This window comes from Spirillospora sp. NPDC052269 (assembly GCF_040679435.1).
GTDB lineage: Bacteria > Actinomycetota > Actinomycetes > Streptosporangiales > Streptosporangiaceae > Spirillospora.
On the sequence record NZ_JBFAUU010000011.1, the window covers coordinates 295,527 to 316,149 of the forward strand.

At 69.3% G+C, this 20,623-nt stretch carries 25 protein-coding genes and 1 pseudogene; 13 read left to right on the forward strand and 13 right to left on the reverse strand.

Features of this window, described 5'->3' with window-relative positions; all coding sequences use genetic code 11:
- Window positions 1–42: 42 nt before the first annotated feature.
- A complete protein-coding gene (locus tag AB0L06_RS24870) occupies window positions 43–1,692 on the forward strand; it encodes a bifunctional 3'-5' exonuclease/DNA polymerase (protein ID WP_500233471.1) in 1,650 nt (549 codons plus the stop codon).
- Window positions 1,693–1,710: 18 nt separating this feature from the next.
- Here the strand turns inward: AB0L06_RS24870 and AB0L06_RS24875 are convergent, their stop codons facing one another.
- The 3 genes from AB0L06_RS24875 to AB0L06_RS24885 form a co-directional block, all read right to left on the reverse strand.
- On the reverse strand, window positions 1,711–2,958 hold the full coding sequence (locus tag AB0L06_RS24875) for a hypothetical protein (protein ID WP_500233472.1): 1,248 nt from the start codon (window positions 2,956–2,958) through the stop codon (window positions 1,711–1,713).
- A 343-nt stretch (window positions 2,959–3,301) separates the two neighbouring features.
- On the reverse strand, window positions 3,302–3,691 hold the full coding sequence (locus AB0L06_RS24880; protein WP_500233473.1) for an ATP-binding protein: 390 nt from the start codon (window positions 3,689–3,691) through the stop codon (window positions 3,302–3,304).
- Window positions 3,688–4,023, reverse strand: a complete 336-nt coding sequence (locus AB0L06_RS24885) for a hypothetical protein (protein WP_500233474.1) — start codon at window positions 4,021–4,023, stop codon at window positions 3,688–3,690. The genes AB0L06_RS24880 and AB0L06_RS24885 overlap by 4 nt, the downstream gene beginning before the upstream one ends.
- Before the next feature lie 246 nt (window positions 4,024–4,269).
- On the opposite strand from AB0L06_RS24885, the gene AB0L06_RS24890 reads away from it, so the two are divergent.
- The 8 genes from AB0L06_RS24890 to AB0L06_RS24925 all read left to right on the forward strand — a co-directional run bounded on the left by AB0L06_RS24890 (window position 4,270) and on the right by AB0L06_RS24925 (window position 10,005).
- Window positions 4,270–5,136 carry a helix-turn-helix domain-containing protein gene (locus AB0L06_RS24890; protein ID WP_500233475.1) on the forward strand — a complete coding sequence of 289 codons (867 nt, stop codon included), beginning with the start codon at window positions 4,270–4,272 and terminating at the stop codon, window positions 5,134–5,136.
- Window positions 5,129–5,326 (forward strand): DUF397 domain-containing protein, encoded by a 198-nt coding sequence (locus tag AB0L06_RS24895; RefSeq protein WP_500233476.1) that lies wholly within the window; start codon window positions 5,129–5,131, stop codon window positions 5,324–5,326. Before AB0L06_RS24890 ends, AB0L06_RS24895 begins: the two co-directional genes overlap by 8 nt.
- Window positions 5,323–5,517: a DUF397 domain-containing protein gene (locus AB0L06_RS24900; protein WP_500233477.1), complete on the forward strand. Its 195-nt coding sequence runs from the start codon at window positions 5,323–5,325 to the stop codon at window positions 5,515–5,517. Before AB0L06_RS24895 ends, AB0L06_RS24900 begins: the two co-directional genes overlap by 4 nt.
- Window positions 5,518–5,522: 5 nt before the next feature.
- Window positions 5,523–5,726, forward strand: a complete 204-nt coding sequence (locus tag AB0L06_RS24905; RefSeq protein ID WP_500233478.1) for a DUF397 domain-containing protein — start codon at window positions 5,523–5,525, stop codon at window positions 5,724–5,726.
- 408 nt (window positions 5,727–6,134) lie between these two features.
- Window positions 6,135–6,263, forward strand: coding sequence for a hypothetical protein (locus AB0L06_RS24910; protein WP_500233479.1), 129 nt, complete (start codon window positions 6,135–6,137; stop codon window positions 6,261–6,263).
- Window positions 6,264–7,232 carry an MvdC/MvdD family ATP grasp protein gene (locus tag AB0L06_RS24915; protein ID WP_500233480.1) on the forward strand — a complete coding sequence of 323 codons (969 nt, stop codon included), beginning with the start codon at window positions 6,264–6,266 and terminating at the stop codon, window positions 7,230–7,232.
- On the forward strand, window positions 7,229–8,356 hold the full coding sequence (locus tag AB0L06_RS24920; RefSeq protein ID WP_500233481.1) for a methyltransferase domain-containing protein: 1,128 nt from the start codon (window positions 7,229–7,231) through the stop codon (window positions 8,354–8,356). Before AB0L06_RS24915 ends, AB0L06_RS24920 begins: the two co-directional genes overlap by 4 nt.
- A 131-nt stretch (window positions 8,357–8,487) precedes the next feature.
- Window positions 8,488–10,005 (forward strand): ricin-type beta-trefoil lectin domain protein, encoded by a 1,518-nt coding sequence (locus AB0L06_RS24925; RefSeq protein WP_500233482.1) that lies wholly within the window; start codon window positions 8,488–8,490, stop codon window positions 10,003–10,005.
- Here the strand turns inward: AB0L06_RS24925 and AB0L06_RS24930 are convergent.
- Both AB0L06_RS24930 and AB0L06_RS24935 read right to left on the reverse strand, forming a co-directional pair.
- On the reverse strand, window positions 9,982–10,428 hold the full coding sequence (locus AB0L06_RS24930; RefSeq protein WP_500233483.1) for a DUF6368 family protein: 447 nt from the start codon (window positions 10,426–10,428) through the stop codon (window positions 9,982–9,984). The two genes, AB0L06_RS24925 and AB0L06_RS24930, sit on opposite strands and share 24 nt — an antisense overlap.
- Complete coding sequence (locus tag AB0L06_RS24935) at window positions 10,310–10,786, reverse strand: MarR family winged helix-turn-helix transcriptional regulator (protein ID WP_500233484.1); 477 nt, start codon at window positions 10,784–10,786, stop codon at window positions 10,310–10,312. Before AB0L06_RS24935 ends, AB0L06_RS24930 begins: the two co-directional genes overlap by 119 nt.
- Before the next feature lie 101 nt (window positions 10,787–10,887).
- On the opposite strand from AB0L06_RS24935, the gene AB0L06_RS24940 reads away from it, so the two are divergent.
- The gene (locus AB0L06_RS24940) at window positions 10,888–11,835 is read left to right on the forward strand and encodes a quinone oxidoreductase family protein (protein ID WP_500233485.1); all 948 of its coding nucleotides are present in this window, start codon (window positions 10,888–10,890) and stop codon (window positions 11,833–11,835) included.
- A 461-nt stretch (window positions 11,836–12,296) separates the two neighbouring features.
- On the opposite strand, the gene AB0L06_RS24945 is transcribed toward AB0L06_RS24940, so the two are convergent.
- From AB0L06_RS24945 to AB0L06_RS24965, 5 genes and pseudogenes are all read right to left on the reverse strand, one after another.
- A complete protein-coding gene (locus tag AB0L06_RS24945; protein ID WP_500233486.1) occupies window positions 12,297–13,391 on the reverse strand; it encodes a methyltransferase domain-containing protein in 1,095 nt (364 codons plus the stop codon).
- A gap of 43 nt (window positions 13,392–13,434) precedes the next feature.
- Window positions 13,435–13,899, reverse strand: a complete 465-nt coding sequence (locus tag AB0L06_RS24950) for an alpha/beta fold hydrolase (protein ID WP_500233545.1) — start codon at window positions 13,897–13,899, stop codon at window positions 13,435–13,437.
- Between the two features lie 58 nt (window positions 13,900–13,957).
- Window positions 13,958–14,191 (reverse strand): annotated as a pseudogene (locus AB0L06_RS24955) (alpha/beta fold hydrolase); the annotation flags it as partial.
- A gap of 273 nt (window positions 14,192–14,464) precedes the next feature.
- Window positions 14,465–14,740: a hypothetical protein gene (locus AB0L06_RS24960; protein ID WP_500233487.1), complete on the reverse strand. Its 276-nt coding sequence runs from the start codon at window positions 14,738–14,740 to the stop codon at window positions 14,465–14,467.
- 158 nt (window positions 14,741–14,898) lie between these two features.
- Window positions 14,899–15,510: a dihydrofolate reductase family protein gene (locus tag AB0L06_RS24965; RefSeq protein ID WP_500233541.1), complete on the reverse strand. Its 612-nt coding sequence runs from the start codon at window positions 15,508–15,510 to the stop codon at window positions 14,899–14,901.
- On the opposite strand from AB0L06_RS24965, the gene AB0L06_RS24970 reads away from it, so the two are divergent.
- Window positions 15,419–16,237, forward strand: a complete 819-nt coding sequence (locus AB0L06_RS24970; RefSeq protein ID WP_500233488.1) for a sigma-70 family RNA polymerase sigma factor — start codon at window positions 15,419–15,421, stop codon at window positions 16,235–16,237. The two genes, AB0L06_RS24965 and AB0L06_RS24970, sit on opposite strands and share 92 nt — an antisense overlap.
- 43 nt (window positions 16,238–16,280) lie before the next feature.
- Here AB0L06_RS24970 and AB0L06_RS24975 read toward each other — a convergent pair whose 3' ends face one another.
- Window positions 16,281–16,676 carry a RidA family protein gene (locus AB0L06_RS24975; protein WP_500233542.1) on the reverse strand — a complete coding sequence of 132 codons (396 nt, stop codon included), beginning with the start codon at window positions 16,674–16,676 and terminating at the stop codon, window positions 16,281–16,283.
- Between the two features lie 106 nt (window positions 16,677–16,782).
- Between AB0L06_RS24975 and AB0L06_RS24980 the strand changes: the two genes are divergently transcribed.
- Entirely contained in the window at window positions 16,783–17,751 is a 969-nt protein-coding gene (locus AB0L06_RS24980) for a helix-turn-helix transcriptional regulator (RefSeq protein WP_500233489.1), read from the forward strand.
- Between the two features lie 29 nt (window positions 17,752–17,780).
- Here AB0L06_RS24980 and AB0L06_RS24985 read toward each other — a convergent pair whose 3' ends face one another.
- Window positions 17,781–18,428: a nitroreductase family protein gene (locus tag AB0L06_RS24985; protein ID WP_500233490.1), complete on the reverse strand. Its 648-nt coding sequence runs from the start codon at window positions 18,426–18,428 to the stop codon at window positions 17,781–17,783.
- 11 nt (window positions 18,429–18,439) lie between these two features.
- On the reverse strand, window positions 18,440–19,885 hold the full coding sequence (locus tag AB0L06_RS24990; protein WP_500233491.1) for an MFS transporter: 1,446 nt from the start codon (window positions 19,883–19,885) through the stop codon (window positions 18,440–18,442).
- A 147-nt stretch (window positions 19,886–20,032) separates the two neighbouring features.
- Between AB0L06_RS24990 and AB0L06_RS24995 the strand changes: the two genes are divergently transcribed.
- A complete protein-coding gene (locus AB0L06_RS24995; RefSeq protein ID WP_500233492.1) occupies window positions 20,033–20,482 on the forward strand; it encodes a MarR family winged helix-turn-helix transcriptional regulator in 450 nt (149 codons plus the stop codon).
- Window positions 20,483–20,623: the final 141 nt, after the last annotated feature.

Genomic DNA, 20,623 nt, shown 5'->3' on the forward strand with positions numbered 1-20,623 from the left:
GTCGGCTGACGTTTTGTCGGACCCGGACGGCACAATGTGCTGGTGAGGATCGCCGTCGCCGTTGGGGCCCGAGGCGGGGGAGCGCTGCGGCCCCTCGCCGATGACGGCACGCCCTTGGGGGAGGCGGAGTCCGTTCCGTCGCTGGTGTCGGCGGTGGCCGAGCGCGAGCGTGCCGACCGTCCGCGCTGGGTGTGGTCGTCGTCCGCGCGGGTCTACCGGGCGCTGGTGGAGGCGGGCGTCCGGGTCGAGCGGTGCCATGACCTGGAGCTGGCCGAGAGCCTGATCTCCGGCTACGACGGACGGTACGGGGAGCCGAGGTCGGTCGCCGCGGCTTGGGCGCGACTGCGAGGGGAGCCCGTGCCGGATGATCGTCCGCCCCCGGCCGAGGCCGGCCCGCAGGCGTCCCTCTTCGATGACGACGAGGAGGACGAGGCCGAGGATCTGGCGCAGATCGTGGCCGTCCATGCCGAGCAGCAGCGGCGGATCGCGGGCCTGCGCGGCTTCGCGCTGCTCGCGGCGGCCGAGTCGGCCGGTGCGCTGATCGCGGCCGAGATGACGCACGCCGGCCTGCCCTGGTCGGTGGAGGCGCACGACGCACTGCTGACCGAGATGCTGGGCCCCCGTCCGTCCGGCGGCCTGCGCCCCCGCAGACTCCAGGACCTGGCCGACAAGATCAGCACCGCGTTCGGACGCCACGTGAACCCGGATTCGCCCGCCCAGCTCGTCAAGGCGTTCGCGGCGATCGGGTACCAGGTGAAGACGACGCGCGCGCATGTCCTGAAGGAGATCGACCACCCGGCCGTGCCCCTCCTGCTGGAGTACAAGGAACTGGCGCGCCTGCACACCGCGCACGGCTGGACGTGGCTTGACACGTGGGTGCACGACGGCCGGTTCCGTCCGGAGTACGTGGTCGGCGGCGTGGTCTCAGGCCGCTGGGCCACGAACGGCGGCGGTGCGCTCCAGATCCCGCGCGTCCTGCGCTCGGCGGTCATAGCGGACGAGGGCTGGTCCCTGGTCGTCGCGGACGCCGCCCAGTTGGAGCCCCGTGTCCTGGCCGCCCTCGCTGGCGACCGCGCCTTCGCGGACGCGGCGGCCCAGGGCGATCTCTATGCCGCCCTGGCGGACGTGTTCACCCCGTCCGCCGACCTGACCGCCCGCGACAAGGCGAAACTCGCGCTGCTGTCGGCGATGTACGGAGGCGGGACGGGCGAGGCGGTGCAGCTGCTCGGCGTCCTGAAGAAGCGCTTCCCGGACGCGTTCGATTTCGTGGAAGCAGCCGCTCAAGCGGGGGAACGGGGACACCTCGTCCGTTCCCGCCTGGGCCGAACCTGCCCGCCCCCATCCGCGGATTGGCGCGAACTGACGTCCACAGGCGACGACACCCGCTCGGCCTCGGCCGTCCGCAGCCGAGGCCGCTTCACGCGCAACTTCGTCGTCCAGGCGACGGCCGCCGACTGGGCCCTGACCCTGATGGCCCGCCTCCGCCAGCGCCTGACCGCGCTGGGCGACCCCCACCTGGTCTTCTTCCAACACGACGAGGTCATCGTCCACACCCCGACCGAGCTGGCGGACGCTGTCGTAGCAGCGATCGAGACGTCCGCAAAGGAAGCCGGAGACATCCTCTTCGGCCGAACCCCGGTCGTGTTCCCCATGGAGGCGGCGATCGTCCACCGCTACTCCGACGCCAAGTAACCCCGGCCCATCAAGGGCTCATCCCTTGAGTTCGGTGTTGGCGGCGAACAGCGTGCCCCGCTCCGTGCCGCCGCCTCCCCGGCGTATGTTCAGGCCCTCCTTGCGGAAGCTGATCCAGCCCTCATCGTCCACCACTCCCCGCACGATTCTGGTCTTCACGATGTCGTGGGTCGCGTAACCGACGACCAGGTGAGTCAGGTGATCGTCGTCCTTTCGATGGACCTTGAGTCCTTCCACCGGGAAGGTGATCCATCCGTCGTCGGCGCTTCTTCCCTGCACCCATGCGGTGTTCACACCATTGAGATCGGCCTTGTCGGCGAACACCGATCCCCAGGTCTTCCCGGTCCCCTTGCGTATGTTCAACCCGTCCTTGGGGAAGCTGATCCATCCGTCATCGGCGTTCCGTCCCTGCACCCATTCGGTGTTGATGCCGTGAAGATCGGCCTTGTGGGCCTTCAGAGTCCCCGGCTTGCCGGCGCCGTCGGAGATCTCCACCCCCGCGTCGGTGAAGGTGACGCGCCCCTTGGTCGCCTTCGCCGTCCCCTGGACCCAGGGTGTGTCGACGCCGTTGGTGGCGGTGAGCGTTTCCAGGACGGGATGGCGCACCTGGACGGTCGTGGTGAGGAAGTGCTCCACCCGGGGCGTGGTCCGGGAGGTGGCGACAAGGGTGTAGCTCGTGGCCCGCCGCGGGATGGCGTCGGCGGCCGGTGACCAGGTGCGCCGCCCGCGCTGGACGGCCGATTCCCCACCGGGGAACATGATCTTGTAATCGACGTCGTCGGATCCTTCCCAGCTCAGTGTGAGGGGGTCTCCGACGTCCAGCATGGCCTTGTCCGGGTGGAAGTCACGTGGCGCCGGAATCTCCGTGGGAGCGGCCTTCATCAGCGGCACGGCCGCGAAGTGGACCTCGTAACCCAGCTGGGTTGACCTGGTCTCTCTCACCATCAGCACTGCCAGTCCGCTGGCAGCGGCGACATTGATGTCCTCCAGAGTCAGCACCATGTAGTCGCCGGGATGGAAGGTTTTGGCCGCCGCCGGAGGGGTGGCCTGAAAGGTGTTGGCGCCCTGCACTCGCTGGAATGTCACCGGCACGGTGGCGGGCGGGGTGAGCAACTGGGCGTTCACGTGCGTGTGGGTGTACGTGCCCTTGGGCGTGATCGTGCCGATGTCCGGGGTGAGATCGCCGTCCCCGTTGCCGACGGGCACCGTCACCTCGATCGTGACCCAGTCCACCTGCCTGTCGGTGTTGGTGACGACCAGATGCACTTTTCCCTTGGATGGGGACCGTCCAGCCTGTGACGCCTCCAGCTGCGCCGGTTCGGTGAGGAGGGCGTACGTCAGCTTGGTCACGGTCATGACTCCTTGTCTCGGGGGACGGCGCGGCCCCTTCGAGCCAAACGCCAACCCCAGACCGCGACAAGAGCACCCAAGGGGGTCATAACAGAGCGACTTGGCGACATCGTCGCCCTCTTGACACCACGGAAGAGCAGGCCCAGGGCTGAAGCCCTGGCCATGTCCGGACACGCACATCATCCGCGAGATCAATCTCTGCGGGCCAAGGCCGCCTCCGGCCTCGGAATCCGGGCGAGGAGGCGGCCATCTCGTGCCTTCAGGCGTCGAGGACCAGCGAGAACCAGACCCGCAGTCGCCCGTCGCCGAGGACGTGGAATCCCCAGGCGTCCGAGAGCGCCTCCAGAATGGGAAGTCCGCGTCCGCCGAGCCCGCAGGGGTCGTCGACACGATGCGGCAGTGCTCCGCCGCCTTCGTCCAGAACGGCCACGGTGACCCCGTCTCCATCGGCTTCGACGGTGACCTCGACCTCCGCCCCGTCCCCGTGGATGACGGCGTTGGTGAAGGTTTCGGAGGTGAGCAGGACGCAGTCGTCCAGTGCGGGGTGGTCGTCCCCGAGGACGCTGGTGACCCACCGCCGAGCAGCTGCGACCTGTTCGGTGTCGGACGGGAAAACGTGTCGGTGCTTCACGTCCGGGGACGCGGTCACCGGACGGTCCGCGCGGGTGTCTGGGCGGCGACGCGGCAGGGTTCGAGCTGTGCGTCGAGTCCGGCGACGGCGCGTTCGAGTTTCCGGACGTGTCCGAGGACGTGCCCGGTGCTGTCGAAGAAGAAGAGCCGTCCCCGACACCTGCGCACCTGGACCGATTCGCCGATGTGCGGGACGAGCGGGTGGTAGACGCGCAGCAGGCGAGGGCGTTCCCAGGGGCGGGACGAGGACATCCACCCGTTCTCAGCGAGCGCCCACGCGAGGCGTCCGAGGTGATGGTCCTCAACGTCCGCGCGCACAGCCCGCGCGCCCGCCGATCGTCGTATTCTCATGTACGTCCTCCCAGTGAGGATGGGCCGCGCGGCCGGGGGAGGGCTCCAATCCACACCCGGCCGCGCGGCGGCTTTTAACCGGTGGCGGATCTCCCACCGGCGAGTGATCACTATCCGTGTTCACTCGGTTGCGCTCATTCATCGTGAACCTGTCGCGACGCTCCTGTCCATGCATCAGTGCAGTTGGTCCATGATTCTTTGGAGATCCGGTTGCAGTGCTACGAGCGGCTGTCGCATGCTCCCGTCATGACCGGTATCAAGAGCCCTACTGTGCGTCACCGACGCCTGGCCCGCGAGCTGCGCAAGCATCGCGAGCGAGCCGGGCTCACGACGGAAGCAGCCTCCGACAGGCTCGGCTGGTCGCGGACGAAACTCGTGCGCTTCGAAGCGGCCCGCACGCGCCCAACGCCCGCCGACGTCGGCGCGGCGCTTGACCTATATGGTGCTGACCTGCCCGATCGCGCCGCGCTCATGGACCTGGCGAGGCAGGCGCGTCAACGCGGATGGTGGACCGCCTACGCCGATGTCTTTCAGTCCTCGTTCGTGGCGTTGGAGGACGAGGCGTCAAGCGTTCGGGGTTGGTACCCGCAGGTCATCCCTGGCCTGCTCCAGACCGACGCCTATGCGCACGCGGTCATCTCCTCAGGTGGCATGGACCTTGATCGCGCGACGCTGGAGCGACGCCTCCAAGCCAGGCTCGCGCGACGGGCTCTGCTCTCGCGGGCGGGGGCAGCGAGTATGCACTTCGTGCTGGACGAGGCTGTCATCCGGCGAGCTCCCACCAGTCCGGGAGTCATGGCCGAGCAGTTGGTCTCGTTGGAGGCCGTAGCCCGGCGCCCCAACATCACGGTTCAGGTGATGCCGTTCTCGGCTGGCTTGCACGCGGGTTTGGACAGCGGATTCGTCGTTCTTGGATACAGCGAACCTGAAGACCCCGACGTTGCCTACGTTGAGACAGTCGGCGGGGAGATCTACGTGGAAAGCTCGAGCCACGTAGACCGGATTATCATGTTCTTTGAACGCATCCGCGCCGTGGCATGGTCGCCGGACGAGTCGGTGGTCTTCATCGCTGCGGTTGCCAAGGAGGTCTCCCAGCGTGGTGGACATGCCTGAAGCTTTCCCTCTGACCTGGCGCAAGAGCACCTTCAGCACGCCGAATGGCTCTGACTGCGTTGAGGTGGCCGAACTCGAAGCGGCCAAGCTCGTCCGGGACTCGACAGACCCCAGCGGCCCGAGGCTGTCAGTCTCCTGCGCCGACTGGCGCGCATTCACCGCCGCCATAAAGGAGGGGCCGACAGCATGAGTGCGAACGCGCCTTCTCGAGGCACCTGGCGCAAGAGCACGCACAGCTCCGCCCAACACTCCGACTGCGTTGAGATTGCCGGCGCAGGTCTCCACGTCGCCGTCCGGGACTCCAAGGACCCGGGCGGCCCCAGTCTCCTCGTCCCATCTGCCGCCTGGCAGGCGTTCGCCGCGGAGATCAAGGAGCGTTGAATCTCATGAGTGCGAGCCCCGACCCCCGGATCACCTGGCGCAAGAGCACGCACAGCTCACCTGACCACTCTGACTGCGTTGAGGTGGCCGATCTCGGCGCGGCGAGGTTGGTTCGAGATTCCAAGGACCCTGAAGGCCCGAGGTTGGCCGTTCCCTCGGCTGAGTGGCGCACGTTCACCGCTGTGCTCAAGGGGCGTCCATCTGCATGAGTGCTCACGCGGCGTCCCCATGGGGCCAGCCGATGGGGACGACCCTAGGTCTGAGCGGATAGCTCGGCTCGTGGCCGAGTTGGGTGACTTCCTTGATGAGCCGGTCGAGGTGGTCGACCGGCTGCTCATGGACTCGGACGAATAAGTCCCGCCTCCGTCATCAAGCTGCGGCTGACCGCTTCGCCGGCTGGCGCGCTTATGTGGACCGTCCGTGGGTGACATGGTCCAGGAAAGGGCGGACCGGCGGCCTCCGAGATGTCATCCTGGCAGCGCAAAGGAGGTGTGATCGCTCCATGTCGCTCAGTGACCCCCGTGACCGCTTCCCCCTCGGGCTCCCCGGGCGACCGCGTGCCGCTCGTGCCCGATCAGCCCAGTCATCTCCACAGGCCGTGGGGCATGGACCAAGCCGTGACTCCCGTTCAAGGAATGGGCAAGCACGACAAGCCGACCGGCACCAAGAACGTCAAGCAGCCGACCCAGTACACCGACGACAGCGAGATCAGGACTGACGAGATCACCCAGACGGTGACGGATTAGATGCCCGTGCTGCTGTGCGCGGAGGACGGCGACGGTCAGGCATTGGCCGTCGCCGCCGAACTCGACGCCCGCGACCAACCCCACGTGTGGTTCGACACCGCATGGTTCCCCCAACGGGCCGAGTTGTGCGCCACCCTTCGCCCCGACCAGGACGGTGCGGCGGGCTGGGGCGGAACCCTGGCCACGCCGCGCGGCGTGCTCGATCTGGCGAGGATCACGGCCGTCTACTACCAGCAGTCCCAGCCGTTCCGGCTTCCGGCCACTTTGAGTCGCCCCGAGCAGAGGTTCGCGACCACAGAGGCGCGCTTCGGGATCGGAGGGCTGCTGATGTCCTTGCCCGTCCGCTGGATCAGCCATCCGGGCCGGGCCGCCGACGCGGAGTACAAGCCGCTCCAACTCGCCGTGGCCGCCCGCTGCGGCCTGCCCGTTCCCGACACTCTGATCACCAGTTCCCCAGCAGCGGCCAAGGAGTTCGCCGCCACACGTCCAGCGGTCTACAAGGCGCTGATGCACAAGCTGGTCGCGGAGGCCGGGGAACACGCCAGGCTGATCTACACCACGCCGGTCGCGGCGGCTGCCTTGGACGACCGGGTCCGCTGGGCTCCTCACCTGTTCCAACACAACATCGACAAGGTGCGGGACGTCCGCCTGACCGCCACCGCTGGTGGCCACACCCTCGCGGTGGCCATCACCACTGACGACCCGGACGCGCGGCAGGATTTCCGCGCCCGCTACGACGCCCTGAGCTACCACCCGGAATCCGTCCCCAGCCGGGTACGGGACGGATGCCTGAGCTACCTCCACGCCCTTCACCTGGGGATGGGCGTGTTCGATTTCGCCGTTGACGCCGACGGGGTCTGGTGGTTCCTGGAATGCGGCCCGGCCGCGCGCTGGGGCTGGCTTCAGGATCAGACCGGCGCGCCCATCGCCGGCGCGATCGCCGAGACGCTGACGATGGATCTTCGATGACCGGGGGAACGGCCGAGGGACGGACTGAGGACTGGAAACCCTACGCCGTCCAGCTGGGCGACCGGCTCACCCGTGACGGCATCCTCACCGACCCGGCTCTGCACCGGGCCCTGACCGACGTTCCCCGGCATCTGTTCGTCCCGACGTTCTTCCCCTCCACCCCGACCGGCTACGGCCCGCCGGTCACCTCGCGGACGCCCGGCTACCTGCGCGCCGTCTACAGCGATCAGACGCTGGTGACCCGCCTTGCCGAGCATCACGGCGGCACCTTCGCCGTCTCCAGCTCCACCGCCCCGAGCCTGATGCTGCGGATGCTGCACGAGCTGGACCTGCTGGACGCGATGCGGGTGCTGGAGATCGGCACCGGCACCGGCTACAACGCCGCACTGCTGTGCGAACGCCTCGGCGACCGGCTGGTGTGCACCGTCGACGTCGATCCGGACGTCACCACAACCGCGTGGCGGCATCTGAAAGCCGCCGGCTACGACCCCGTCGCAGGCTGCCGTGACGGCAAGGACGGCTACCCCGAGCGAGCGTCGTTCGACCGGATCATCTCGACCGTGTCGTTCCCGCGCGTGCCGTGGTCATGGGTGGAGCAGACCGTCCCGGGCGGCCTCATCCTCGCCGACCTGCGGCCACCCGGCGCGCTCTGGACGGGCGCCCTGGCCAAACTCACCGTGGACAACGGCTCGGCGCGGGGTCACCTGCTGCCCTGCCGTGCGGGCTTCATGCCCGCCCGGCACGGCGACGCGTCCGGCTACCCCGAGCCGCCGGCGCTCGACAAGACCCGCACCCGCAGGCGCGCCACGGCAGTGCCGGGCGAAGCGCTGATGGCCGAGGGGCTGGGGTTGATGGTGTGGGCCAGACTGCCCGGCCTGATCGTGTTCCCGGGGGCGGATGAGGTGACGCTCATTGCGAACCGGTCGTGGGCGACCGTCCCGCGTCGTGGAGTGGGCCCCGTCGAGTTCGGCGGGACCGGGGACGTTTGGGAGGTCGTGGAAGCGACGCGCGCGGCCTGGCTGGGAGCCGGGTCGCCGACGGTCGAACGCTTCGGGCTCACCGTGACCGCCGACGAGCAGTCCCTGTGGCTGGACCAGCCGGACAACCACGTCGGCAGCCTGTAAGCCGTCCGCGCACTGGACATCACCGGGGACTCGGCAGGGCCGAAAAAGTTGAGTGATTTTCATGTTGGGTCTTTCGGGGACCTCGTCGGCCGGGTTATCACCAGTGGTAACACCCAGCCCGGGAGGCCCCCATGTCCCATCCCAGGCAAAGGCTGAGGACGTGTGCCGTCGCAGCCACCGCCACCCTCTCCCTCCTGTCCCTCGGCGTGCTCGCCGTCCCCTCCGCGAGTGCCGCCCCCGCCGGCACCGTGGCGGCGAGCACGCCGCTGCCCGCCGACCTGGAGCAGATCCGCGCGGCCGAGGCCACCAAGCTGTACGGCAGCCCGGAGGAACGCCCGATGGCCCAGCGCAAGACCGGGCTGATCTCCCTCGGCGACTCGGAGATCTCCGGCGAGGGCGCCGGCTCGTACTGGCCGGACACCGCCGGCCCGACGAACTGGTGCCACCGCTCGCAGGAGGCCGCGATCTACCGCACCTCCATCCCGGCGGACGTCTCCACCAACGTCTCCTGCTCGGGTGCGGCCGGCTACCACATCAGGATCGGGGGCGTGAAGCAGTACGCCGACCAGCTCGTCCAGAGTGACAACCTCGCGATCAAGGCCCGCAACACCCGCCTGAAGATGGTGGTCCTGGTCGTCGGCGCCAACGACGACATCCAGTTCGGACCGGTGATGACCGACTGCGTCGAGCGCTGGGTGCTCTCCAAGGGAACGTGCGAGCCGACCTACACACCCGGCTGGCAGGCCCGTGTGGACGGCATGGTGCCCAAGGTGGCGTCCACCGTCACCGACCTCAAGAAGGTCATGCGGGACGCCGGGTACGCCGACGACTCCTACAAGCTCGTGCTGATGAGCTATCCCTCGCCCATCAGCCCCGACATGGCCGACAATCCCAACTTCCCCGGGAAGCTCCCCGGCGGCTGCCTCGGCTACGACTCCGACGCGGCCTGGGGCCGCAACACGGCCGTCCCCGCCTTCGAGGTCGGCGTCCGCAGGGCCGCCCAGCAGTCCGGCGCGTCCTACCTGGACGCCTCCCGCCTGTTCCATGGACACGAGGTCTGTACCGAGAGCACCTGGGCGCGCGGCTTCTTCTACGACGGCTCGTTCCCACCGGACGAGAACTCCGTCCGGCAGTCCTACCACCCCAACGCCGCAGGTCACGGCGCGTTCGCCTCGTGCTTCAGCCAGTTCTACGACTCCGGGTTGCGCGAGGCGTCGTGCGCCGACCCCGCGTCCACCAACGCCCCCAAGCTTTATCCCGGCGCATGGGACGACAAGTTCAAGCCGCTCAAGAACCAGGCCACCGGCCAGTGCATGGACAGCGCGGGCGGCTCGTCCCGCAACTACACCGCCGTCCTGGGATGGGCCTGCCACGGGGGACGCAACCAGACCTGGTGGTACGACCCCGCGTACAAGTCCATCCACACCGGCCTGTCCCATGACCGGTGCCTGGACTCCCGGGACATCGCCGCCCCCACCGCCGCCATCCTGTGGGACTGCCACGGCGGAACGAACCAGCAGTGGACGATGCCCGCCGACGGCACGATCCGTCCAGCCACCGCGAACGGCCTGTGCCTGACACAGCCGGTGGCCGACAAGGCCGTAGCGCTCCAACCCTGCAACGGCTCACCCGCCCAACGCTTCGCCTGACCCTCCTTCCGCGGGAAGGCCCCGGCACCGGCTTGGACCTTCCCCCTCGCGCCGGTCCCGGACTCCTAGGCGCGTCACGGGCACGCTGATGTCGAAGACTCCCGGCCGCTTCTCCTCGAAGTGGGAGGAGAGGCCCAGCATCGACTCGCGGAACTCGTGGAGCGCAGCCGATGGGACGGGCTCCGGCAGATCGATCACGAGCGTTGGGCCTGCCATGCCGGGAGCCCAACGTTCTGATCTGCCTCGCGCGCGATCAGATCGCGTTGCCGTCCATGGAGTGAGTGGCCGGACCGTCGAGGGGGGCTCAGGTGGCGGGCTTGGTCTCGGACGCGGAAGGGGACCGCGGGGTCTGCTCGGCCAGGATCGCCGTCGCACGTTCCAGCAGTTCGCAGAAGGAGGCGTGTTCGGCGGGTGTGAACGCATCCGTGAGCGCACGCTCCAGCACGATCACCTCTTGGTAGGCGCGGTCCAGTAGCTCGCGGCCCGCCTCGGTGGGGGTGGCGATCAACACCTTGGCGTGCACCGGGGACGGCTCGCGGGTGATGAGGTCCTTGTTCTGCAGGCCGGTGAGCACGCTGGCCATGCTCTGCTGGGTGACGCCGCTGGCGCGGGCGAGCTGGGCGCCGGACATGCCGCCCTCACGGGCGAGCATCAGCAGCACCGTGTACTGCGTCATGGTGAGCCCGTACCCGCGCAGCACCGCCTCGTGGTGCCCCATCAGCGCCTGCTCGGTGCGCCTGATCCGGGTGCACAGATACTCCTCGGCCGGGATCTCCGCCATCGTTCCCACCACTTTCACAGCTCGCTGTGTTGACTCAGGATCCTGATACTGGCTACGGTTCTCAGTATCAGGTTACTGAGTCAACTCAGGAGGTTGCAATTATGAAGGCTGTTGTGCTCAACACCGACGACCGGCTCCACCTCACCGACCTCGACGAGCCGACCCCCGGCCCCGGCGAGGTGGCCATCCGAGTCGCCTACGCCGGAATCCAGTACGGCGACGTGCTGGTCCGCAACGGCCACTTCCCCGTGCCCCGCCCGTTCGTCCCCGGCTTCGAAGCCGCCGGGCGCATCATCGCGGTCGGCGACGACGTCGACCCGGCCCGCATCGGCACATCGGTCATCGCACTGACCAGCTCCGGCGCCTACGCCGAAGTCGTCATCGCACCCGCCGTCCTCACCCTTGAGGCCACCGACCTGGACCCACGAGTCGCCGCGGGCTTCGGCTGGGTCACCCCCACCGCCTACGACCTGATCAACACCGTCACCCGCGTGCGGCCCGGCGACCGCGTGCTCATCCACGCCGCCGCGGGCGGCGTCGGCACCATGGCCGCCCAGTTCGCCAAGGCCGCCGGAGCCTCCACCATCGTCGGCGTCGTCGGCGGCCAGGACCAGGCCGACTACGCCACGCCCTTCGGCTACGACCGAGTGCTGGTGCGCGAGCAGTTCCCCCAAGCGCTCGCCGACGACCAGTTCGACGTGATCCTCGACCCCATCGGCGGCCCCACCCGCCACGCCAACCTGGAACGCCTCGCCCCCCACGGCCGACTGGCCGTCTACGGCAACATCGCCACCTTCGAACCCGTCGAAGTCTCCGTCAACGACCTGCTCATGCAGGGCAAGTCCCTGCTGACCTACAACAGCAACCTGCTGAGCCAGACCCACCCCGAACGCCTCGCCGCCAGCGCTCAGCAGGCCCTCAAGCTCGTTGCCGAAGGCCAGGTCCACATCGACATCACCGCCGAGTACGAACCGGCCGACCTCGACACCGCCATCCAGCGACTCGCCAACGGCGGCGCCCGCGGCAAGACCATCCTCCGGATCGCCTGACCACACCCCGCAGACACACCAGCTGGAAGGCCGCCGCCCCACACAGACCCGAAGGCGGCCTTCAGCACGGCACCCACCGCACGTCGACAAGCGACCGCACCCTGACCTGCTACAACGAAGACCGGGGACCCCACCTCAAGCCCCACGATGCTCGGGGCGACTTCGCAATGGCAGGGTGGACGGATTCACAATGGGGTCAGGACGTGAACGGGGAGTATGACGCCCGCCAGACATACGGCCCCGACGTTCCTTGACGATCAGCTGCGGCCACAAGCCCAGGGTTCAGGCGCGCTCGGTGTGGAGGGGCCCCTCCGTCCGGATGAGCGTCGAGGTCGGACTTTGCCGGTGCCTCGGCAGCCGGGGCAGGGGCGTTCCTCGGTCTTGTCGTCCACGTTGTAGGTCTGTTTTCCTGTGCCGCCGCACATGGAGCAGGGTGTTTCCTTGCTGTGTCTGCCCACGGTTCACTTCCCTACAGGAGACTCGGGGGAGTCGAGCCAAACGTGCTGGTCGTCCGGGGTGATGGTGAGGCCGAAGCGCTCGGGGCCGGGACGTTCCCAGGCGTGCCATTGGCGGACGGCCGCCTCCAGTTCGTCCCAGAGGTCGCGCGGGCCGCGTTGTACGACGTCTCCTCGCGAGGCGTCGGCAGGGAAGACCGCCAGCGCGTGTGAGTCGCCGTGCCGAGCGGCGACGCGCAGGGTGCCGTCCGCGTTGGTGACGGCGTGGCCCCGGACGTCCGGGAGGAGACCTGCGATCGTCAGGGACAGGCCCCGCGATGCGGATGCGAGGTCGTGCGGGTCGAGTGTGCTGGTCGACTCGCGGGGGTCGCCGCCGATCGGGACCTCGGGCGGGCGCTGGGCGCGCATCAGCATGAAGCCGGACGGCCCGTGGAAGTGTCCGGTCGCGACACCGTCGTGCACGGTCAGCCGCGCGACGTGGCCCGTCTGCCAGCCGGGCATCCACGGCAGCACGATCACCCCGCCGGGCCTGGACTGGCTGACCCACTGATACGGGACGCGCGTGACTCCGCACGTGACGTGGACGCGGTCGTAGGGGGCACGGCCGGGGTACCCGAGGGCGCCGTCGCCCACGATGACGGACGGCGCGAGTCCGACATCCCAGAGGTTCGAGCGCGCCCACGCCGCGATGGCCGGGTCGATCTCGACGCTGACGACGCTGTCGGAACCGAGGCGCGCGGCGAGCAGGCCGGCCGTCCAGCCGGTGCCGATTTCGAGCACGACATCGCCCGTGTCCGGAGCGAGCAGGTCGAGCATGGAGAACACGAGGCTCGGGGCCGAGCACGAACTCGTGGCCACGGCGAACGGGTCGCCGGGCTTCTCCACGATGTCGAGAGCGCCGTCATCGAGCTGGACGGCGATGGCGGCGTCCGAGTGAACCGCGCGACGCCAGCCGGCGGGGTCGAGATCGCGATCGATCCACGACGCCGGATCGTCGGGAAGTGCCCCGACCAGTGCGACCGCCGGAACGAAGCTCTCCCGAGGCACAGCGCGGGCGGCTTCGGCCCACGCTTCCGGAACCTTCACCCCGTCGAAGTCCACGCGGACAGTGTCCGTTCCTGATCGGACAGTAGGCAAGTGGTCGCTAAAGGTGTCCGCGAGGGTGTGAGTGGCGCTGCTCGTGGCGCCTCCGGCGGGGACCGGAGGCGGCGGGCGGACTCAAGCTTGACCCATCGGGTCGGGGGCGCCGGGCGACCATGTCCCGGGCGTGATAGCCCGCCAACTCGTCGCTGCGGATTCCACGGATCAGCAGGGTGGGGCAGGACACCGATGTCCAGTCGTCCCAGTGGTCGCCATTGAGCGCCTTCTGGGACGTCTCGGTGTCGTCGATGCCGAACGAGTAGCCCCAGTTCTGACCGTCCTGCCGGAAGGAGCATTCAAGATAGGGAGCCACCGCGCCCAGAGCCGCGACCAGCGCCTCTCGGGACGGCGCGGGAGAGGGAAAGCGCGTGGTGAACGTCCAGTCGCTGTCGACCACCGCGCCGATGTCCTCCACGATCAGCTTGCTGACCTTGTCCGGGTGCCGGGCAGCGAACTGGTAGGCGTTCACCCCCGCCCAGTGAGTGACCCAGCACAGGCACGGGGCCAAGCGCCAGGTGCCGGTGGAGGGCATCAACGTCGGCCACGTAGTCGTCTCGCTCACAACTGGTGGCACGGTCGGACTCTCCATGGCCGCGCTGGTCGAGCGCGATCACCCGCCACCGCGGAGCCAACGCCTCTGCCAGCAACGCGAACGCCGCCGCTTCATTGTCGTGCCCGTGCAGCGCCACAAGCGGCTCTCCCGGACCACCGAAGTCCAGATACGACAGCTTCCGCCCACCCACCTCGAAGAACCCACGCATGACACGAACCTCAAGGTGCACCAGGCCACATTGCGGACAGCTACTGGACCGGGACGCCCCGCCAGGCGGACACCCCTGACCCGCACGAATGCAACACCCCCAACAAGTCAGTCCCCAGGCGAGTGCGACCCCCTACACCGCCTATCCCGCCCGCTTCTGCAATCGGGCGCCCTGCCACCAAGGCCATGGCCCTGGGGTGCCCTGGGGTGGTGGCCGCACCATCTGACTGAACTGACGAACAAGTTCCTGAAGCGAGCTACGCCCAGGTCAGCGTCACTGGTCCGTCGCGTAGCCCTCGATGAAGTAGTCGTATCGCGGCTCGGGTTCTGGGCAGGACAACACGCGGAGCAACGTGGGCCAGTGGTGGTGTTCGACGCGATAGGTGAGGGCGAACCACTCATCGTCGTCGTGGTCGAAGAGATGGCGGATCTGGAGGAGCTGGTCGCGTGTCACCGGGAAGGTCCCGGCGACCCACTCGTCAGGGCCGAACCAGATCAGGCGCCAGCCCGTGTTCCGGCCTTCGGAGTACCGGGACGCGTCGCTGCTCATGGGCCGATCGTGCCACCGAAACCATGTGTCCTCGACGGCTTTGAGGCGCTGCGGCCGATCCCGCGGTCACGCCGACCGTGCGTGATGGCGGCACAAGGCGTCGCCATCACGCACTGCGGCCGGTAGGCGCGGCAGTCACGCTGCGCCTATCGGCCGGGTCAACGGCGATAGGTGAGATAGACGAGGTCTCCAACGGTTTCGGTTGCGGCGAGGCGCCAGTGTTTGACGTCGGTGGTGTCGCCGAATAGGCGTGCGCCGTGGCCGATCACGATCGGAAAGACCACCAGGCGCAGCTCGTCGACCAGGTCGTACTCGATCAGCTCGCGCACAAGCAGGGAGCTGGCCCAGATCACGATCGTGCCGTCGAGGTCGGCCTTGAGCTTGGCCACCTCGGTGCTGGCGTCACCGCTCAGCACGGCGGTCTTGGTCCAGGACGCGTCGGTCAAGGTGCTGGACAGGACGTATTTCGGGATGCCGCTGGTGAGTTCCGCCACGGTGCTGGTGCTGTCGGAGTAGCGGGCGGCGAAGAATTCGTAGGTGCGGCGGCCGAACAGCAGCGCTTGCACGTCGCGCGTGTCGTTCGTTATGCGTTGGATCCATTCTTTCTCGGGGCCCGGGGGCGGACTGGTTGACGACTGTCCGGCCGCAGGCCGGCACCACCGACCGACAGGAGGTCGTATGACCGCCGCATCAGAGCTGATCGTCCGGTGCCGGGCCGGCGACGCCGAGGCGTTTCGCGAACTCGTCGAGCCTTTCCGCCGGGAGCTGATGGTGCACTGCTACCGGTTCCTCGGTTCGATGCACGACGCCGAGGACGCCTTGCAGGAGACCTTGTTCGACGCCTGGCAGGGGTTCGGCGCGTTCGAGGCGCGGTCGTCGGTCAGAACCCGGCTCTACCGCGTCGCGACGAATCGCTGCCTCAAGGTGTTGAGGTCCGCCAGGAGGAGGCCCCGAACGGCTGCCCCCGGCGAGGATGCGGCTGGTTTCGAGCTGCCCGAGCCGTCCGCCCACGGCGAGGTGGTCTGGCTCGAGCCCTATCCCGACGTTCTGCTCGAGGGATTGAGTGACACCGCGCCCGGCCCCGAGGCGCGCTACGAGTCCAGGCAGGCGATATCGCTGGCGTTCGTGACCGCCGTCCAGCTGCTGCCGCCGCGTCAGCGCGCCGTGCTCATCCTGCGGGACGTGCTCGGCTACCGCGCCGACGACGTCCGCCTGACGATGCCGCCGGTGCCGGCCGAATACCTCGGCTGCGAGGCGGTCGCCCGCTTCCATTCCGCCGTCTTCAGCCAGATCACCCGCTACCGCCTGGTCGCGACGCGAGCCAACGGTCAACCCGCCTTCGGCGTCTACCTGCTGGATCGTCGAACGCCCGCCTGGCATGGCACGGGCCTCATGGTCCTCACCCTCGCGGCCGACCGCATCACGGCCCTGACCTGCTTCGACAGCAGTCACCTGTCCCGCTTCGGCCTACCCCGCACACTCCCGTTCGAGCACTAGTGGGAGTTTGTGGCGTGGCCCGAGGGCAAGGCCGTGAAGGGCGTCAGGCGACGGCGGTGGCTTCGAGTTCGACCATCAGGGTGGGGATGGCCAGGCGGGTCACGCCGAGCATGGTGGTGGACGGGGCGACTCCGGCGGCGCCCAGGCGGGACGCCAGGACGCCGTAGTGCTCGAAGAGTCCGTCGACGTCGGTGGTGTAGACGTTGAGCCGGACGAGGTTCGCGAGGGACATGCCGCCCTCGGCGAGGACGTCCTCCAGGTTGTCGAGGGTCAGCGCCAGCTGCGCGGCCATGTCACCGGCGTGCTGGGGCTTGCCCTCGGGGCTCATCGCGGTCTGCCCGGAGCAGTACAGGGTCCGGGTGGCGCCGGTGACCAGTTCTCCCTGGTTGTAGCCCATTTCCACCGACCACGGCCACGGGTTGACGGCCGTTCGCTGCATTGCCATTTCAGCTCCATTCGACTCGGGTGCCGCCATCTCTGGCGACGTCCATGAGCCTCTCGGCAAATCACGACATCAACTGTCATGTATTGGGTAGCGTTTTCGGATGCGTGCTGACCGGTTGGTCTCGCTGGTGCTGCTGCTGCGCCGCCACGGTCAGATGTCCGCGGCGACGCTGGCCCGCGAGCTGGAGGTGTCCACCCGCACCGTCCTGCGGGACATCGAGGCGCTGTCGGCGGCAGGCGTCCCGGTCTACGCCGAACGTGGACGGCACGGCGGGGTCTCGTTGATGCCGGGTTTCCGGACCGAGCTCACCGGTCTGAACCACGACGAGGCCCTTGCCCTGCTGATCGCCGGGTCGCGGCGCGGGGCGCAGGCGTTCGGGCTCGGGTCGGCGCTCGCCTCGGCGATGCTCAAGGTGGTCGACGCCCTGCCCGGCGGCCATCGGGACATCGCGTCGGACGCGGCCCAGCGGCTGCTCATCGACCCCGAGGCCGATCTTCTTTCGCGTCGGCAGGACGTCGAGGAGGTGTCCGACGCCGTGATGGCCGAGGTCCGGCGCGCGGTCCTCGCCGGACACAAGCTGCGCATCCACTACGCGGCCTGGGACCAGGACCCGGAATGGCGCACGGTGGACCCGATCGGCCTGGTCACCGTCCGAGAACAGGGCTATCTGCTCGCCACGAGGTCCGGCGCGGACCGCACCTACCGCCTGTCCCGGATCCTGGCCGCCGAGAAGACCTCCGAACCCGCGCAGCGACCGGACGAGGTCGATCTGGACCGCGCCTGGCAGGAACGCAGCACGCGCTTCCGGGCCGGGGACGACCAGGTCACCGTCCAGGTGCGGATGAATCCGGCGCGGCGGGAGGAGCTGGTGGGCACCGCGCTGGCCGTCCTCGAAGAGGAAACCGACGAGGACGGCCGACTGCGGCTGGAGGTCACCTTCCAGGACCGGAGGCACGCCGAATGGGCGCTGTGGCAGCTCTCCACGAGCGCGGAGGCCCTGGCCCCTCAGTGGCTGCGCACCTCTCTACGCGACCGCGCCGCCGCGCTCGCCGCGTTCTACGAGTCCTGACCCGAGAGTCCGCGTCGCCGATCGGTTCGTCACCAGCGGTCCCAGTGGAGGACCTGGTCGCGGGGGACGCGAGGTGCGGGCTTGAAGTCGGTGCCGATCGTGTAGGCGAGCGGGATGAACGCGGCGAGCATGACCTCGTCATATGGGACGCCCAGCGTCGCGGCGAGTTCGCGCTCCAGCGGTCCCTGGGCGGTGGTCCACGTGGTGCCGAGGCCTCGGGCGCGGGCGGCGAGCATGAAGCTCCACGCCGCGGGCAGGATCGACCCCCACGTTCCGGATTGGACGGCCACCGAGGCGCGGTCGGTGCGCCCTTCGATCGCGGGGATGACGAACGCCGGGACGCGGTGAATGTTCTCGGCCAGGTGCTGAATCCCGTCGAACACCCCCTGGGTGGAGCGCGGGGAGTGGTTCATACGGCGGATGTCCTGCGCGTTCAGCGGATGGCTCTCGGCGGCGGCCAGCGCGCGGCGGAAGATGTCGCCCACCTTGCGGCGCAGGCGCGGCTCGGTGACCACGATGAAGTGCCAGCGCTGGCGGTTGCGTCCGGTCGGTGCCTGGGTGGCCAGGTCGACGCACTCCTCGATGAGCCTGCGCGGGACGGGCCGGTCGAGATCGAGCCGCTTGCGGACGGCCCGCGTGGTGGACAGCAGTTCGTCGGGCGTGAGGTCAAGGGTCATCGTGCTGCTCCTCAGACTCGGGTGGAGGACGGTGCGGTGGTCGTCGACCGAACTGCGGTGGGGCCGCTCGCGGCGGGTTCGTCTGCGGCGGGTTCGGCCGCCGCGGGTCCGCCTGCGGCGGGGGTGGTGCGGGTGCGTAGGCCGAAGAAGGCGATGAGCGCGCCGAGCAGCGAGAACGCCCCGGCGGTCAGGAACGCCGCGCGATAGCCGTCCAGCAGGGACGCCGGGACGGCCATCACCGCCGCCAGCACCGCAACGCCGATACCGGCCCCGACCTGGACGGCGGAGGTGACCAGGCCGGACGCAAGGCCCTGGCGGTCGTCCGGCAGGCTTCCGACGGCGGCGATGTTGAGGCTGGGGAACGACAGGCCGTTGCCGATGCCGTGCACGACGAGCGCGGGCAGCAGGACGGTCGTGTAGTCGCCGGACGCTCCCGCCCGCAGGAACAGCAGGATCCCGGCGCCCTGGACGAGCAGCCCGAGCGCGGCAGTGCGCCTGAGGCCCCAGCGTTCGATCACCCGTCCGGCGAGGTTGGCCGTCACGACGATGGCCAGACCCATCGGGACGATCCCCAGCCCGGTCGCCAGCGCCGAGTACCCCAGCACGCCCTGCAGGTAGAGGACGGCCACGAACTGCCAGCCGATCGTCGCGCACGCCCAGGCCAGCGCCGCGAGGTTCGCGGACGCGAGCCGTCCCGAACGGAACACGCCCAGCGGCACGAGCGGATCCCGCTGCCGCCGCTCGGCCGCCACGAACGCGCCCAGCAGCAGGAGCGCCCCCGCACCGGCGGGCCAGCTCTTCTCGGTGAGGGCGTAGACCAGGAGCAGGATGCCGCCCGTGACGGCGCCGGCGCCCGCCGCGTCGAATCCTCCGCGCGGGCCGTCCACGCGTCCGGCGGGGATCACCTTGGGCGCGACGACCAGCACGAGCAGCGCGGCGGGCACCGGCAGGAAGAACACCAGCCGCCAGCTCACCTCGGTGAGCAGCCCGGACGCGATCAGCCCGGCGCTGTAGCCGGCCGCCCCGGCCAGCGCGTACACGCCGAGCGCCCGGTTGCGGCGCGGCCCCTCGGCGAACGTCGTGGTGATCAGCGACAGTGCCGCTGGAGCGGTCAGCGCGGCCGCGACGCCCTTCACCACGCGGGTGGCCACCAGGGCCCAGCCGTCCGAGAGCAGTCCGCCCGCCAGGCTCGCCAGCGCGAACACCGCCAGCGACGCCAGGAACATCCGGCGTCGTCCGAGCAGGTCGGCGAGCCTGCCGCCGAGCAGCAGGAACCCGCCGTAGGCGACCGCGTAGCCGGACATCAGCCATTGCAGCGTGCTCTCCGGCAGGGCCAGGTCGGCGCCGATCGCGGGCAGCGCCACGCCCATCAGCGACAGGTCCATCGAGTCCAGGAACACCGCCGCGCACAGCAGGACCAGCGCCGCCGTCGTGCGGCGGTCGGGAGACATCGCCATGAGACTCCATCCTTGAGCGAACCATCTTGAGGGAGATCGTCTGTGGAAAGACGACCGAAACCGTATGACCGCAAACGATCTGCTGTCAAACAATCGCCTGGAAGATGGTTCTGGTAGCCTCGGGCGCGTCGACAGAGCAGGAGACCCATGCCGTCCAAGACCGTCCGCCCGGCGTACTTCGCGGCGCTCGCGACCGAACGCCCGGACATCGCGATGTGCCGCGCCGCGGCCTACCTGGCCCGCGCCGGCGAAGCCCACGCCACCCGGCAGGGCCTCGGCGTCGGGCAGCACCTGGTGCTGAAGATGCTCGACGCCGTCGGCCCCTGCTCCCAGCAGGTCCTCGCCGAGGAACTGCGCATCGACCGCAGCGTCATGGTGAACGTGTGCGACGACCTGGAGAAGTCCGGATTCGTCCACCGCCGGCGCAACCCCGACGACCGCCGCTCCTACGCCGTCACCATCACCGGCGAGGGCCGCGAACGCCTCGCCGGCGCCGAGACCGCCGTCCCGTCCTTCCTGGACGAGACCTTCGCCCCGCTCACCGCCGACGAGCGCGCCCAGCTCACCGCGCTCGTCAGCAAACTCATGCAGCTCTGACCCCGGCACGGCAACGGCACGCGCCCGGGGTCAGCACCCCAGGCACGGCACAACACGCGCCCGGGGTCAGGACTCCGAGCACGGCACGGCACGCGCCCGGGGTCAGAACCCCGGGCACGGACAACAGGCGCCCGGGTCAGG